This window comes from Streptomyces sp. NPDC012888 (assembly GCF_042900645.1).
GTDB lineage: Bacteria > Actinomycetota > Actinomycetes > Streptomycetales > Streptomycetaceae > Streptomyces.
In genome coordinates this window covers 70,004-84,738 of sequence record NZ_JBIBBM010000007.1, presented here as the reverse complement: position 1 = coordinate 84,738, position 14,735 = coordinate 70,004, and the positions used below count along the sequence as shown (strand labels likewise).

General features: G+C 75.7%; 13 protein-coding genes. 7 read left to right on the top strand and 6 right to left on the bottom strand.

The genetic code is table 11. From position 1 onward, the window contains the following. Nucleotides 1–50 precede the first annotated feature (50 nt). The 3 genes from ACFY61_RS14580 to ACFY61_RS14570 all read left to right on the top strand — a co-directional run bounded on the left by ACFY61_RS14580 (nucleotide 51) and on the right by ACFY61_RS14570 (nucleotide 2,450). Complete coding sequence (locus ACFY61_RS14580) at nucleotides 51–746, top strand: transcriptional regulator (protein ID WP_389471487.1); 696 nt, start codon at nucleotides 51–53, stop codon at nucleotides 744–746. Nucleotides 747–869: 123 nt separating this feature from the next. Then, nucleotides 870–1,793 carry a glycoside hydrolase family 19 protein gene (locus ACFY61_RS14575; protein ID WP_389471485.1) on the top strand — a complete coding sequence of 308 codons (924 nt, stop codon included), beginning with the start codon at nucleotides 870–872 and terminating at the stop codon, nucleotides 1,791–1,793. A 36-nt stretch (nucleotides 1,794–1,829) separates the two neighbouring features. Continuing rightward, a complete protein-coding gene (locus tag ACFY61_RS14570; protein ID WP_389471482.1) occupies nucleotides 1,830–2,450 on the top strand; it encodes an L-threonylcarbamoyladenylate synthase in 621 nt (206 codons plus the stop codon). Between the two features lie 79 nt (nucleotides 2,451–2,529). On the opposite strand, the gene ACFY61_RS14565 is transcribed toward ACFY61_RS14570, so the two are convergent. Both ACFY61_RS14565 and ACFY61_RS14560 read right to left on the bottom strand, forming a co-directional pair. After that, nucleotides 2,530–3,288, bottom strand: coding sequence for a carbonic anhydrase (locus ACFY61_RS14565; protein WP_389471480.1), 759 nt, complete (start codon nucleotides 3,286–3,288; stop codon nucleotides 2,530–2,532). Nucleotide 3,289: 1 nt separating this feature from the next. Beyond that, complete coding sequence (locus ACFY61_RS14560) at nucleotides 3,290–3,922, bottom strand: NADPH-dependent FMN reductase (protein WP_389472069.1); 633 nt, start codon at nucleotides 3,920–3,922, stop codon at nucleotides 3,290–3,292. A gap of 577 nt (nucleotides 3,923–4,499) precedes the next feature. Here ACFY61_RS14560 and ACFY61_RS14555 point away from each other — a divergent pair. Together ACFY61_RS14555 and ACFY61_RS14550 are read left to right on the top strand one after the other, a co-directional pair. After that, nucleotides 4,500–6,548 carry an RICIN domain-containing protein gene (locus tag ACFY61_RS14555; RefSeq protein ID WP_389471478.1) on the top strand — a complete coding sequence of 683 codons (2,049 nt, stop codon included), beginning with the start codon at nucleotides 4,500–4,502 and terminating at the stop codon, nucleotides 6,546–6,548. Nucleotides 6,549–6,675: 127 nt separating this feature from the next. Next, entirely contained in the window at nucleotides 6,676–7,356 is a 681-nt protein-coding gene (locus tag ACFY61_RS14550; protein ID WP_389471475.1) for a hypothetical protein, read from the top strand. A gap of 174 nt (nucleotides 7,357–7,530) precedes the next feature. Here ACFY61_RS14550 and ACFY61_RS14545 read toward each other — a convergent pair whose 3' ends face one another. Together ACFY61_RS14545 and ACFY61_RS14540 are read right to left on the bottom strand one after the other, a co-directional pair. After that, the gene (locus ACFY61_RS14545; RefSeq protein WP_389471474.1) at nucleotides 7,531–8,343 is read right to left on the bottom strand and encodes a VOC family protein; all 813 of its coding nucleotides are present in this window, start codon (nucleotides 8,341–8,343) and stop codon (nucleotides 7,531–7,533) included. Nucleotides 8,344–8,346: 3 nt separating this feature from the next. After that, nucleotides 8,347–8,589: a DUF6158 family protein gene (locus tag ACFY61_RS14540; protein ID WP_389471471.1), complete on the bottom strand. Its 243-nt coding sequence runs from the start codon at nucleotides 8,587–8,589 to the stop codon at nucleotides 8,347–8,349. A 130-nt stretch (nucleotides 8,590–8,719) separates the two neighbouring features. On the opposite strand from ACFY61_RS14540, the gene ACFY61_RS14535 reads away from it, so the two are divergent. Next, nucleotides 8,720–11,422, top strand: coding sequence for an ATP-binding protein (locus tag ACFY61_RS14535; RefSeq protein WP_389471468.1), 2,703 nt, complete (start codon nucleotides 8,720–8,722; stop codon nucleotides 11,420–11,422). Here ACFY61_RS14535 and ACFY61_RS14530 read toward each other — a convergent pair. Beyond that, nucleotides 11,401–12,360: a GNAT family N-acetyltransferase gene (locus tag ACFY61_RS14530; protein WP_389471467.1), complete on the bottom strand. Its 960-nt coding sequence runs from the start codon at nucleotides 12,358–12,360 to the stop codon at nucleotides 11,401–11,403. The two genes, ACFY61_RS14535 and ACFY61_RS14530, sit on opposite strands and share 22 nt — an antisense overlap. Nucleotides 12,361–12,588: 228 nt before the next feature. On the opposite strand from ACFY61_RS14530, the gene ACFY61_RS14525 reads away from it, so the two are divergent. Beyond that, nucleotides 12,589–13,569 carry an alpha/beta fold hydrolase gene (locus ACFY61_RS14525; protein WP_389472066.1) on the top strand — a complete coding sequence of 327 codons (981 nt, stop codon included), beginning with the start codon at nucleotides 12,589–12,591 and terminating at the stop codon, nucleotides 13,567–13,569. Nucleotides 13,570–13,581: 12 nt separating this feature from the next. Here the strand turns inward: ACFY61_RS14525 and ACFY61_RS14520 are convergent, their stop codons facing one another. Next, the gene (locus tag ACFY61_RS14520) at nucleotides 13,582–14,535 is read right to left on the bottom strand and encodes a TauD/TfdA dioxygenase family protein (protein ID WP_389471464.1); all 954 of its coding nucleotides are present in this window, start codon (nucleotides 14,533–14,535) and stop codon (nucleotides 13,582–13,584) included. Nucleotides 14,536–14,735: the final 200 nt, after the last annotated feature.

Here is a 14,735-nt window from a genome sequence, read left to right as displayed (position 1 = left end):
GCCCCCGGTCACGAGGCCCGCGGAGCCGCCGCCCACCGAGGTGATCCCCCGTGCAGACACCCCCGTTCTCGCCGTCCGAGGCCCGGGCCGCCCGCGCCCGGATGGGCATGACGCCCGAGCAGGTCGCCTCGGGCATGGCCCAGTTGGGGCTGGCGCGGCCGCCCGAGGCGGTCCTCGCCTGGGAGGCCGGAACCGCGGTGCCGACCGAGGTCGAGCTGTTCGCCCTCGCCGACGCCCTCTGGTGCCCGGTGCCGACCCTGATGGCCCTGCGCCCGACGACCCTGCGGGAGTTCCGGCTGGGCCGGCAGTTCACCGCCGAGCGGCTGGCGCGGCGCATCGGCATGGACCCCCGGGCCTACGCCCGCGCCGAGTCCTCGAACCAGTGGACCGGTACCGACCGGCAGACGCTGGCGCTGGCGGACGCCCTCGGCATGCGCCCCGAGGAGGTGCTGGACGTCATCGGCCGGGCGGCCGAGCTGGCGTCCCTGCTGCAACAGGCCGTCGAGGGCCGCTGGAAGGCCCACACCGGCCAGGTCGCCGAGCTGGCCCGCGCCGACGAGCGGCGGGTGGGGCGCGCCCTGCGCACCCTGCACCGCGAGTACGGCCGGTTCAACGAGCGGTACATGGGCCACCTGGTCGCCCGCAGCGGTGACGACCGGCTCAGGGAGGTCGCCACCGAGCGGGCGGCCTGGCTGAGCGCGCTCCCCGAGCGGTTCCGGCAGCTGACCGAGTCCGGCGGGGACTGATCCCCCGGGCCTCTACGCTCCCTGACACCGAGAATGGTCTGGACCTTGACAGGTCCAGACCATTCTCGGTTGAGTGGCGGCACCGCCCGTGCCGGGCAACCCCCCCACTTGAGGAGCAGTTGGATGAACACCGCACCCAAGCGCAGGCTACGACACCGCCTGCTGTCCCTGGCCACGGCCGCGGCGGCCGTCGTCGGCCTGTCGGCGGCCCTCCCCTCCGCCACCGCCGCGGCCGTCGACTGCGCGGCCCCCTGGACCGCCGGAGCCGTCTACACGGGCGGGGCCACGGTCTCGCACGGCGGTCACAACTGGCAGGCCAAGTGGTGGACCCAGGGCGAGACCCCGGGCACGACCGGACAGTGGGGGGTGTGGGCCGACCAGGGCGGTTGCGGGACCGGTGGTGGCGGCGGACAGGAGCCGAACCCGTCCGGATTCGTGGTCAGCGAGGCCCAGTTCCAGCAGATGTTCCCGAACCGGAACCCGTTCTACACCTACCAGGGGCTGGTCGCGGCCGCTGCCGCCTACCCCGGCTTCGCCGGCACCGGCGACGACACCACCCGGCGCCGCGAGGCCGCCGCCTTCCTCGCCAACGTCTCCCACGAGACCGGCGGGCTTGTCCACGTCGTGGAGCAGAACACGGCCAACTACCCGCACTACTGCGACCGCAACCAGCCGTACGGGTGCCCCGCCGGGCAGGCGGCGTACTACGGGCGCGGCCCGATCCAGCTCAGCTGGAACTTCAACTACAAGGCCGCGGGCGACGCCCTGGGCCTCGACCTGCTGAACGACCCGTTCCTCGTCGAGCGGGATCCCGCGGTCGCCATGAAGACCGCCCTGTGGTACTGGAACACCCAGAACGGGCCGGGGACCATGACCGCGCACACCGCCATGACCGGCGGCGCGGGCTTCGGCGAGACCATCCGCTCCATCAACGGCGCCCTGGAGTGCAACGGCGGCAACCCCGCGCAGGTGCAGAGCAGGGTCGACAAGTACCAGCAGTTCACCCGGCTCCTCGGGGTCACACCGGGCGACAGGCTGTACTGCTGACCGGGCCGCGCCGGCCGGCGGGCGTACGCTCGGGGAATGGCGAAGTACTTCGACGTGCACCCCGAGAACCCGCAGCGCCGCACCATCAGCGGCGTCGCGGACAGCATCCGCTCCGGCGCGCTGGTCGCGTATCCGACCGACTCCTGCTTCGCGTTGGGCTGCCGGCTCGGCAACCGCGAGGGGATCGATCGGATCCGCGCGATCCGCGGCCTGGACGACCGGCACCACTTCACCCTGGTGTGCGAGAACTTCGCGCAGCTGGGCCGGTTCGTGCACGTGGACAACGACGTGTTCCGCGCGGTGAAGGCGGCCACCCCGGGGCCCTACACGTTCATCCTGCGTGCGACTCCCGAGGTGCCGCGCCGGCTGGCGCACCCGCGGAAGAAGACCGTCGGAGTCCGCATCCCGGACCACCTGGTCGTGCGGGCACTGCTGGCGGAGCTCGGGGAGCCGCTGGTCTCCAGCACCCTGCTGCTGCCCGGCGAGGAGGAACCCCTCACCCAGGGCTGGGAGATCAAGGAACGGCTGGACCACCAGGTGGACGCCGTGCTGGACTCCGGCGACTGCGGGACCCGGCCCACCACGGTGATCGACTACTCCGGCGGTGAGGCCGAGGTCCTGCGGTACGGGGCCGGGGACGCCTCGCGCTTCGAGTAGGCCGGACAGCGGGCCGGCCGGGCAGCGGAGCCGGCGGGTCGGTGGGCCGGCGGGCCAGTGGGTCGGTGGGCCGCCCTGCTCAGTCGACGCGGTCCACCCGCTGCGTCGCCAGTTCGTAGCGGGCGCCCACGACGTCCAGGTGACCGGTGGTGATCCGGGCGGCCAGGTCGGGCTCGGCGGCCAGGCGCGCCCGGACCCGCCGGACGTTGGCGGTGACCGTCGCGTCGACGCGCGCCCCGCCGTGCGCGGTGCGGTCGATGGCGGGACGGATCTGGTCGGCCAGGTACTGCAGGTGGGCGGGGAGCGGGGGGCCGCCGCCGGCGTCGGCGCGGACCGCCGCCGCGACCGCGCCGCAGGACTGGTGCCCCAGCACCACGATCAGCGGGATGGCCAGCTCCAGGACCCCGTAGCAGATGCTGCCGAGCACGGCCTCGTCCAGGACCTGGCCGGCCGAGCGCACGGTGAGCAGGTCCCCGAGGCCCTGGTCGAAGACGAGTTCCGGGGGCACGCGGGAGTCCACGCAGCCCAGGACCACGGCGAACGGGTGCTGCCCGCCGATCAGCGCCTGGCGGACGGGCCGGGTCTCGTCGGGGTGCTTCTCGTGCAGCGTCCGCCAGCGCCGGTTGCCCGCCGCGAGTTCGCGGAGGGCGGCCCGGGGGCCGGCGGGGCGTGCCCGGGTGGCGCCCGGCCGGGCCAGGGTGGCGGTCGGTCCCGCCGAGGCGCCGGCCAGGCCGGCGGCCAGTGCGGCGGCGCCGACCAGTCCGGCGCGTACCGCCCGGCGGCGGCCGGAGGTGCCGCCGGGCACGGGGTCCGGGGCGTCCGCCGTCGCGCCGGGCACGTCAGTCCTGGGCTCGGGCGGTGACGAGCGCGTCGGAGCGGTCGCCGAGGAACTCGTACCAGCGGTGGCGCAGGCAGAGGTAGCGGACGTCCGCCTCGACCAGGTCCAGGAAGGACTCGATGGTGGCGTGCAGCCGTTCGCCGAGGCCGGGATCGGTGAGCCGGCCCTCCTCGTCGAACCCCTGGTGGGCCATGGCCAGGCTGAACATGTCCGGGTAGACGCGGGCGCCGAGGTGTTCCAGCGGTACGCGCAGCGCCCACAGGCCGCGGTTGCCGCCGACCATGGAGGGCGAGGCCGAGACGAGCAGGGTCTGCTTGTCCTTGAACGGCTGGGGGCGGAAGCGGGAGACCCAGTCGACGGCGTTCTTCACGACTCCGGGGACGGAGGCGTTGTACTCGGGTGAGGCGATGACCAGGGCCTGGGCGGCGGCCACCCGGTCGCGGAGGGCTTCGGCGCCCGGCGGCGGTCCCTGATCGGCCTCGGCGTCGCCGTCGTAGCCGGGCATGGGGAACTGCTCGAGGGTGGCGAGGTCGGCGGTCGCGCCGGCCCGGGTGATCAGGTCGGCGACGAGTCCGGCCAGGCGCCGGTTGACCGAGCCGGAACGGGAGGAGCCGGCGAGGACCAGGACGCGCAGCGTCGAGCGGCCGTGCCCGTCGGGCCCCGATCCGGCCCCGGCCCCGGTTCCGGTCCCGGTCCCGGTCCCCGTGTCGCCGGGGTGGCCGGCGGAGCCGGGCCGGGGGCGGGCGGGGTCCGGGGGGAAGGCGGTGTGGTCCGTAGGGCTGCTCACTGGTGACTCCCTCTCCGGTCGGCCCTGCGCGGCGGATCGAGCATCCCACGGCCCGGCTCGGGTCCCGGACCGCCGCGCCGCTGGGCGCGGCGGCCGTCGGCGATCACGAGTGGTGACCGGGGATATTCGCGAGGTGATGGAAAGGTGAATCTTTTACTGAATTCACGTCAATAACCTGCCCGCGATTATTTCGATTGCATAACGAGATCACGGAAAAGGCCTGGACCAAGGGTCCGCGACGCGCGTAACTCCCTTTATTTGCAAGGGAGTTGAGTGTTCATCAGATCCACTCCGCAGGTAACGGAATGGATTCTTCGACAGCCCTCCCCTTTGTCCGAATTCTCCACCCAGACGGTCTGGCAGGCTTCCGCGCACCCAGTCTCCTGACCACAGAATTGAGGTGCGCATGTCCAAACATCGAAGGATGAAGGAACGTCAGCGGGCGCCGCGCAGACGGTTCATAGGCGTCACCGCCGCCATGGCCGTGGCGGCGGTGATCGCCGGCGGGTTCGCCTACGAGGCGGGCCGCACGGACTCCGGCACCACGCTCGCCCAGCTCGGGGCGCACTCGTCCGAGGTTCCCGTCCCGGCCGCCGCACCGGCCAGGGACGAGGAACCGAAGCCGATCGGGAAGAAGCCGGCGAACGAGCCGGCCCGGGGCATGGTCTACGACGGCCTGAAGACCGCCCCGCGCGGCGACCGCTGCGCCGGCGTCTACAGCACCGAGGCCGGGCACTGCACGCACGGCCCCGACGCCCCGCCCAAGGGCGTGGACATCAAGAAGGACACCCCGCCCGCGGTCCGTACCGTGGCCGCCGCGGCCGACCCGGCCAAGCCCGCGGCCCAGGACCCCACCCCGGAGCAGGGCGGCGAGCGTTCTCAGGACACGCCCGCCGCCGACGCCCGGAGCGCGTCGGGCAGCCCGGCGGGGCCGCCGCCCTCGCCCGCCGCCACCTCCGGCACGACCGCCGCCGCCGGACCCGCCGGGCAGACCGTCCAGTGCGACGGCGACGGCACCAGCGGCAACCGGGTCCAGGTGGTGTACGTCCACGGCCCCGGCCGCGACCGGTACTCCCAGTACGTCGCCTCCTTCCGGAAGTGGGCCGCCGACGCCGACATGATCTACTCGGCCAGTGCCCGCGAGACCGGCGGCATCCGCCACATCCGGTACGTGACGGCGGCCGACTGCACGCCCACCGTGCTCAACATCGAGCTCCCGGACTCCGCCCTGGCCGAGTTCAGCGCCACCAACCGGGCGCTGGCCGCCAAGGGCCTCGACCGGCGCGACCGCAAGTACATGATCTTCGCGGACTCCCAGGTGTACTGCGGGATCGGCACCTTCAACGGTGACGAGCGCCCCGGGCAGAACAACCTCAGCAACTTCGGCCCCTCCTACGGGCGGACCGACACCGGCTGCTGGGGCGGCCACACCGCCGCGCACGAACTCGGCCACAACCTGGGCGCGGTCAACAACAGCGCCCCCAACACCAGCCGGGGCGCGCACTGCACGGACGAGTGGGACGTCATGTGCTACTCGGACAGCCCGTACTACCCGAAGATGCGCGACGTGTGCACCAACCGGGCCTCCGAGAACATCCTCGACTGCAACCACGACGACTACTTCCACACCAGCCCGAAGCCGGGCAGCTACCTGGCCACGCACTGGAACATCGCGGACAACCAGTTCCTGATGCGGACCCGGGGCGGCGGCACCGATCCCGGCCCCGGTCCGAACCCGAAGCCCACGCCCACCCCGAGCCCCACCAAGCCCCGTCCCGGCGGCGGCCCGGCCGTGACCGTCGGCCAGATCCAGCCGGACTCGGTCGTGGTCAGCTGGCCGCGAGTCGAGGGAGCGGTCTGGTACCAGGTCCTGTTCGACGGCAAGCACCTGACCTGGGTGCAGGGCACCGCGGTGCGCGTCTACAACCTCCGGCCCGGCAGCTCCCACACCGTCGCGGTGTCGGTCCGGGACGCCCAGGGACGGGACAGCGGGCCCGGCCGCTCGGCCACGTTCCGCACCCCCGGCTCCGGGGGCACCACCACCGCACCCGGCACCCGCTACCTGATGTCCAACGGCGCCACCGGTCTGAACGCCGAACTCTGGGGCGGCCGTTCAGCCGACGGCACGGTCCTGGTCGGCGGACAGGCCAACGGGTACGCCCAGCAGCAGTGGTACTTCGACGGCGCCGGCTCCGGTCTGGTCCGGGTCCGCTCCGCCGCGTCCGGCAAGTGCCTGCAGCCCGGCGGCACTCCGGCCGCCGGCATGTGGGTCGCCCAGCAGCCGTGCGCGACCGCAGCCGCGGCGCAGCAGTGGCGGCTGACCGCCAAGGAAGGCGGGATGGTCCTCACCGACCGCACCGGTGCCTTCGCGCTGACCGTCAGCAACCGCCCGTACTACGGGACCCGGCTGCTCGACCTCCAGCGCGCCGACGGCCGCCCGGCCCAGGTCTGGGCGGTCCGCAAGGCCGGCTGAGCCGGCCGGCCGAGCAGGGCGGGCGGGCCGGCACGGGGCGGCCCGCCCGCCCGTACCCACATCCCGGGGCACGCCCCGGCACCCCCCACACGCCGCATCGCACGCATCGCAGCATCGGAGCACCGCAATGCACACACGCACGAGTTCGGGCCCCGGCCGCACGGCACGGATCGGGGCGCTGGCCGGATCCCTCGCCGCGTCCCTGGCCGGAGTACTGGTCCTCGGCGCCGCGCCGGCCGCCACCGCGCACGGCGACACGCTGAAGGTGGTCGTCGTCGGGCACCGCGACGGCCGTGTCCTCACCGAAGTGACCTGGGAGAACGACGGGGACCAGGTGGAGGAGGCGGTGGCCGCGACGGTGAACGCGGTCAGCGCCGACGGCACCCGTACGGCCGGTCCGTGGCGGCTGGTCCGGGCCCCCGGCGGGTCGGGCCCCGGCGGCGGATGGACCACGGCCGAGGCCCTCCCGGCCGGGAACTGGAAGGTCACCGTCGAGGCGGGCTTCCCCGGACTGGGGCGCGCCGAGCGGGAGTTGACCGTGGCCCCCCAGGCCGGCCGGCCGCCCGCCGCCACCTCCCCGGCCGCCGTCTCCCCCACGCCGACCGCGGACCCGGAGCGGGTCCGGCAGCAGAGGCAGGACCAGGCCCGGGCTCAGGCCCAGGCACAGGGGGTCCAGGCCGGGTCCGGTGACGGAACGGACTCCGGCCCGGGAGCGGGCGCGCTGACCGCCGCCGGGTTCGCCGTGGCCGCCGTCGCCGGTGCCGGCGTCGGCCTCTGGATACGCCGCTCCCGCAGCCGCCGCCGCTGACGGCCGGGCGCCCGGCCCCGGCAGCGGCACCGGACGGCGGGGCGGCTGCCCGGGACGGCCCAGGGTTCCGGACGGCCCCGGGTTCCGGACGGCAAGGGTCCCGGACGGCACAGGGCCCCGGACGGCCCAGGGCCCCAACCGTGCGGCCGGGGCCCTGTCGGGTGTGCCGGGTGCTCAGAACGTGTCCGGCAGGGCCTCGGGCGGGGATTCGGTGGCGGTGAACAGCCCGCCGTGCGGATCGCGCAGGGTGACCGAGCGCTCCTCACCCGGTCCGTCGACCTCCACGGACGTGACGGCCCGCCCGCCGAGGTCCACGGCGGCCTTCACGGCGTCCTCGATCCGCGGCACCCGGAAGTGCACGTGCCAGCGCGGCCGCACCTGCGGGTCCGGGTCCGCCTCCACGGCGCCGCCCCGCAGCCGGGCCACGCCGTGACCCGCGTGGCGCAGCACCACCTGGTCGCCCTCGTAGCTGACCTCACAGCCGCCCTGGCGTTCCACCGCCCAGCCGAGGACCTCACCATAGAAGATGGCCGCGTCGAAGGCGTCGCGGGTGCGCAGTTCGATCCAGACGGGCGCGGCCTCCTGGAACACCCCCCAGTGGGGGAGGACCCGGCCCTCCCAGATCCCGAAGACGGCCCCGTCGCGGTCGGCGGCCAGGGCGGCGCGCCCGGTGACGAACGACACCGGGCCGACGGCCACGGTCGCGCTGCGCTCGCGGATGCGGGCCGCGGCCTCGTCGGCCGACTCGACCGCGAAGTACGGCGTCCAGGCCACCGGGACGGACAGGCCCTCGCTGACGCCGAGCCCGGCGACCGGCATGCCGCCGCGGAACGCGATGGAGAACTCGTCGCCGAGCCGGGTGGAGCGGAACTGCCACCCGAGGACACCGCCGTAGAACCGCTGGGCCGCCGCCATGTCGTGGGTGAGGAGGCTGACCCAGCAGGGGGCGCCGGACACCTCGGCGCTGGAGATCGTCTTCACGGCCACGGGTCAGCGGTCCTCGGTCCGGGCACGGGCCCCCGACCGGGTGCGGCCCGGGACCGGGGCGCGCTCGGGGTGACGGCGGAGGTATTCCCGCTCCAGTTCGGCCATCCGGGTGGAGTGGTGCCGCAGCGCCTCGTCGGACCCGTGCAGCAGGGTCTCGTGGCGAGTCCGGTGGATGGCCTCCAGTTCCTGGAGCAGTACGGCTTCCTCCAGGTGCTGGGGCGCGACTCCCTTGTCGTGCTCTGGCATGCCTGTCACCTCCGGCTCGCGGTGTCTCATCCCATAGTGCCTCTCCGGGGGCGGGCGGGCCGGGTGAGAAGATCGGGTACGACCGGCGGGGCGGGGGCCGCGGCCGGTGGCGGAAAGGTGCGGGGGAAGCGTGCGGGGACGGGTCGCCGAGCGGGAACGCGTCGAGCGGATGCTGGAGGAGGCCCGCCGGGGCTCGGGCGGCGCGCTGCTGCTGCGCGGCGAGGCGGGCATCGGGAAGACGACGCTGCTGGACCACGCGGTCCGGCGGGCCGGGGACGCCCGGGTGCTGCGGGCCGAGGGCGTCGAGTCGGAGATGGAGCTCGCCTACGGTGGGCTCCACCAGCTGTTCCTGCCGGTCCTGGACCTGGTCGGCACGCTGCCGGGCCCGCAGGCGGCGGCCCTGCGGGCGGTGTTCGGGCTCACCGACGAACCGGTGCGCGACCGGTTCACGGTCGGGCTGGCGGTGCTCACCCTGCTGTCCGACGCCTCGCGGGACCGTCCGGTGCTGTGCGTGGTCGACGACGCGCAGTGGCTGGACCAGCCGTCGGTGGACGCGCTCGCCTTCGCCGCGCGCCGGCTGCGCGACGAGCGGGTGGCGGTGCTGTTCGGTGTGCGTGACGGCGCCGCGGGCGCGGTGGTCACGGGGGTTCCGGAGCTGGTCGTGGAGGGCCTGGACCGGGCCAGTGCCGCGGCACTGCTGCCGGGGCTCGCGCCGTACGCGGCGGAACGCGTCCTGGACGAGGCACGGGGCAATCCGCTCGCGCTCGCGACGCTCGCGGACGCGCTGACGCCGGCCCAGCGGGCCGGACAGCTGGGGCCGCTCCCGCTGGGCGCGGCGGCGGACGGCCCGGCGGGCCGGGTCCGGGACGCGTTCGCGGAGCGGATCGGCCGGCTGCCCGCGGCGACCCGGACGCTGCTGCTGGTCGCCGCCGCGGACGACACCGGGGAGCTGCCCCGGCTGCTGGCGGCCGCGGCCGGGCTGGGGGCCGGGCTCGCCGACCTGGAGCCGGCCGAGGCGGCCGGGCTGGTGCGGCCGTGCGCCGAGGGGTCGACGCTGCGGTTCCGGCACCCGCTGGTGCGGTACGCCGCGTACCACGGGGCGCCGCTGGCGTCGCGGATCGCGGCGCACCGGGCGCTGGCGGCGGCGCTCGACCCGGTCCGGCAGGGGCACCGGCGGGCGTGGCACCTGGCCGCGGCGGCCACCGGTCCCGACGAGGAGGCCGCCGCCGAGCTGGAGCGGGTCGCGGAGTGGGCGGGGAACCGGCAGGCGATGGCCTCGGCGTCGGCCGCCTACGAGCGGGCCGCACGGCTGTCCGCCGATCCCCTGCGGCGGGCCCGTCGGCTGATCGCGGCCGCGCGCCGGGCGGCCGACGCCGGGCAGGACGAGCGGTCCGGGGCCCTGGCGGACCAGGTGCCGCTGCCGGTCACGGACCCGGGGCCGGCCGCGGAGTTCGCGCGGGTGCGCGCGGTGGTGGAGCTGGGCTGCCGCAGACCTGTGGCGGCCGCCCGGATCCTGCTGGACTGCGCCGACCGGGTCGGGCGGGGCGACCCCGGCGTGCTGCCGGGGCTGCTGACCGACGCGGTGCACGCGGCGTTCAGCGCGGGGGACGCGGCCCTGGTCGCGGAGGTCGCGGCGCGGGCCCCGCAGCTGCCCGTGGCTGCGGTGCCGGCACGGCTGTTCGGCGGGGACGTGCCCGGCGGGCTCGGGGCCCTGCGGGATCTGCTGGACGCCGTACGGGCACCGGGCACGGACCTGATGGACCGTCTGGTCACGGGTCTCTACTGCCAGTTGGTGGGTGACCATGCGGCTGCCCGGGAGGTCGCGGCGGCGGCGGTGGAGCACTGCCGTGTGCAGGGTGTCAGCGGCTGGCTCCCCACCACCCTCCACCTGCTGGCCCGGACGGAGCTGGCGCTGGGCCGGCACGCGGACGCGCGGGCGCACGCCGAGGAGGCGCTGCGTCTCGCCGGGGACTTCGGCCTGGACCACCGGGCGGCCCATCTGCGGGCGGCGCTGGCGTGGCCGGCCGCGATCAGCGGCGGTGAGGACGAATGCCGGGAACAGGTGGGGGCGGCCCTGGAGTACGCCGTCCCGCGGGGTGTGGGCCGGGCCGAGGCGGACGCCCTGTGGGCCCGCGGGCTGCTGGAACTGGGCCTGGGCCGGGCGGAGTCGGCGCTGGAGCCGCTGGAGTCGGCGTACGGGCGGGCGGGGCATCCGCTGCCGGGGCTGCCGGTGGTGCCCGACCTGGTCGAGGCGGCGGTGCGGGCCGGCCGGGCCGGGCGGGCCGCCGAGCCGGTGCGGGTGCTCGGCGAGTGGGCGGACGCGCTGGGGACATCCGCCCTGAGGGCCGCGGCCCACCGGTGCCGGGCCATGACCAGCCGGGACGCGGAGGCCGAGGGCGAGTTCCTGGCGGCACTGCGGCTGTACGGTGCCGCGGACTTCGACCGGGCCCGTACCGCGCTGCTGTACGGGGAGTGGCTGCGCCGGACGCGCCGCAAGGTCGACGCGCGGGAGCAACTGCGCTCGGCACTGGAGCTGTTCGACCGGCTGGACGCGCGGCCCTGGGCGCGGCGGGCCGAGGCGGAGCTCCGGGCGGCCGGTGACACGGGTGACCTGGCGGCGCGGGACGAGGGGCCGGTCAGCCTGCTCAGCCCGCAGGAGCGGGAGGTGGTGCGGCTGGCGGCGGGCGGGGCGACGAACCGGGAGATCGCCGCGCGGCTCTTCCTCAGCCCGCGCACGGTCGGGCACCACCTCTACCGGGCCTTCCCCAAGCTGGGGGTGGGGTCCCGCGCCGAACTGGCCCCGCTGTTCGGTCATGCCTCCGGTGCCGTGTAGATCATCCTGACCTCAGCGGTGCGGTAGCCGGCGCGGGCGAAGGCGGCGGCCATGGGCGCGTTGCCGGTGTCGGTGGTGGCGGTGACGAGGCCGGCGCCGTCCTCGGCGTGGAACCGGGTGATCTCGGCGAGCAGTTCGTCGACGAGTCCGCGGCCGCGCAGCTCGGGGACGATGCCCAGGTAGCCGACGTTGCGGTGGTAGGGGGTGGCCGAGGGGAGGGCCAGTCCGGCGACCTCGCCGTCGGGGGTGCGGGCCAGCCGCCACCAGGAGCGGTCACCGGGGCAGGAGAGGTAGAAGTCCATCTCCTCCCGGGCGGTGGCGTCGGCGCCGAGGCGTTCCACGTTCCGGCGGGTCTCCCGGTCGAGGGTTCCGACGGCGATCCGCCGGAACACGTCGAGGAACTCCTCGTCCGGGGCGGCGGTGAAGCGGAGCCGGTTCCCGGTGGCGGGGAGCCCGGCCGCGGGGGTCCACTCCAGCCGGAGCCGTTCCACCTCGTCGGTGAGCCCGGCCGCCAGGGCGGCCGTCCGCCGCCAGGCGAGGGCGGCCGCGACGGCGGGGTCGGCGGCGGCGTCGCCGGGCAGGGAGAGGTTGTAGAGCGGGGCCCTGGGTGCGCCCTGCGCGGCGAAGGCTCCGAGGCCGGCCGTGACGAGGCGGGCGGCGACGGCCGCCCGGTCGGGCACCGAGGCGTCGACGTGCAGGCAGTCCAGGGCGATCGGGTGGGCGGAGTCGGCCCGGCCCCACCACAGGGCGCGGGCGACCACCCGGTCGTCCTGTTCGGCGATCCAGGTCCACCCGGGGCGGTACATGCCCTGGGCGAGCTCGTCGAGGTAGCGGTCGGCGGGGATCCAGCCGACGGGTTCGGTGACGGTGACGGCGGTGACCCGGTCGAGGTCGGCGGAGGTCGTGGGACGGAAGCGCATCTCGGGTGCGGTGCTCACTTCTTCGGGGGTTCGGTGACGGGAGAGACGTTAGGCGCATACGGGCGGGACGGGCATCGGTCATGCCGACGTAACGTCACCGGCGCGGCCTGCTCCCGCATGGGCCGCTGGGGCGCTGGGCCGCGGGGCCGCGCGGCCGCGCGGCCGCGCGTCCGCAGGCTGCGGCGGCGCAAGGGGGCGGCCGTGGGCGGCGCGGGGCGGGTCCGTACGATCCGGGGCGTGAACGACATGACTGGCAAGGGGAGTTCCCGGCGTTCGGTCCTCCGGGCCGCGCTGGTGGGAGCCGGGACGGTCGGGGCTGCGGGAGCCGCGGCCGCGGAGACGTCGGCGGCGGCGGAACGTGGGCCGGCCCGGCGGGGCGGGCAGCCGACCTTCGTGCTGGTGCACGGAGCGGGCAGCAACTCGGCGGCCTGGCAGCCGGTGGCGGCCGAACTCGGGCTGCGGGGGCACCGGGTGGTCGCGGTGGACCTGCCCGGTCACGGGCTGAAGGCGTACGTGCCCCGCTCGTACCAGGCTCCGCAGGACCTCGAGGGGCTGCGGACCGAGCCGACGCCGCTGAGCCGGGTGACGCTCGACGACTTCGCCGACCACGTGGAGGGCGTGGTGCGGCGGGCGCACCGGAACGGCCCGGTGGTGCTGGTCGGCCAGAGCATGGGCGGGGTGACGCTGAACGCCGTCGCCAACCGGGTGCCGGAGCTGATCGCGCACCTCGTCTACGCCTCGGCGTTCTGCCCGACCGGGCACGCCACCGTGCGGCAGCTGATGTTCACCCCGGAGGCCGCCGGAAGCGTCCTGTTCCGTATCCCTGCCGTCCCGACCCCGCCGGAGCTGGGGGTCAACCGGGTCAACTGGCGTTCGAACGACCCTGCGTTGTTCGCCGCGGCCAAGGAGGCACTGGCCGCCGACTACCCGGACGACGAGGTGCGGACCCTGCTCACGGTGCTGGAGCCGGACGAGTCGGCGGCCATCTCGGCGAGCGACGCGCGGGGGCTGCCGGAGACCTGGGGCCGGGTGCCGCGCACGTACCTGCGGTTCACCGAGGACCGGTCGATCCCGCCCGCCCTGCAGGACCTGATGATCCGTGAGGCGGACGAGGCCACGCCGCGCAACCGGTTCCGGGTGCGGTCCTTCACCGCTCCGCACCTGGGGCCGCGCGACCCGGCCGTGCTGGCGGAGGAACTGGAGCGCGTCGGCCGGCTCTGCCGCTGAGCCGGGTGCCCCTCACCACTCCCCCGGGGCGGGTCCGGTGACCGGCTTCGAGGGGGTGCCGTCCGGGCCCGTGGGGACGTCGCCGGCCAGCATCACCCGGTGCATCACCCGGGGGTGGCCGAGGTGCGCGGTGTCGGAGGGGGCCAGGTGGACGGTGGCCCGGTTGTCCCAGAACGCGACGCTGCCCGGTTCCCAGCGGAAGCGGACCGTGTACTCGGGGCGGGTGGCCTGGTCCACCAGCATCGCCAGCAGCGGGGCGCTCTCCGCGCGGGTGAGGCCGAGGATCCGCTCGACGTAGTAGCCGTTGACGTTGAGCAGGCGTTCGCCCGTCTCGGGGTGGACCCGGACCAGCGGGTGGTGCGAGGCGGTCTGGTGGTCCAGCAGGTGCCGGGCGTACGCGTCCTCGCCGGGGCGGGCCCCGTAGCCCACGCCCAGCCGGTGCTCGGCCCACAGCCCGTCGGCGAAGGCGCGCAGCGGGGCGGAGAGCCCGGCGTAGGCGGCGGCCAGGTTGGACCAGGTGGTGTCGCCGCCGTAGGGCGGGACGGTCTCGGCCCGCAGCACGGTCGCGGCCGGCGGGTCGATGCGGGAGCCGTGGTCGCAGTGCCAGCCCCGCCGCAGGTCGTGGCGGCGGCGGTCGAGCCATTCGGCCTGCTCCATGCCGTAGCGGGGGGCGAGGTCGAGGCGGTCGGCGGTGGTCTCGATCAGCGGATGGCCGGGCGGTGAGGCGCTGCCGCGCCTGCCGGGGGCGACGGGCTCGCCGAACCGGCGGGCGAAGGCGAGGTGCGAGGCGTGGTCGAGGCGCTGGCCCCGGAAGAACAGCACCTTCCAGCGGAGGAGTGCCGCGCGGATCTCGGCGACCACCGTGTCGTCGAGGTCTCCGGCGAGGTCCGCGCCGGTGATCTCGGCGCCGATGTGGCCGGCGGCCGGCCGTACCGTGATCCGGCTGCTCCCGTCCTGGATCGTCATGCGCGCTCCGTCGGTCGTGGCGGGCGGACTGGGTCCCGCCCAGCATGACGGGTCGGCGCGGTACGGGACAGGAGGCGTCCGGACGGGCCGGGAGGGACCGGGCCGGGAGGGACGGGCCGGGAGCCGGGGGCCCGGCGCCCGCGTCTGGGCGTGTCCGGGGACGTGACAGGGCCCGGCAGGGCGGCGTCCCGATGCGGTCG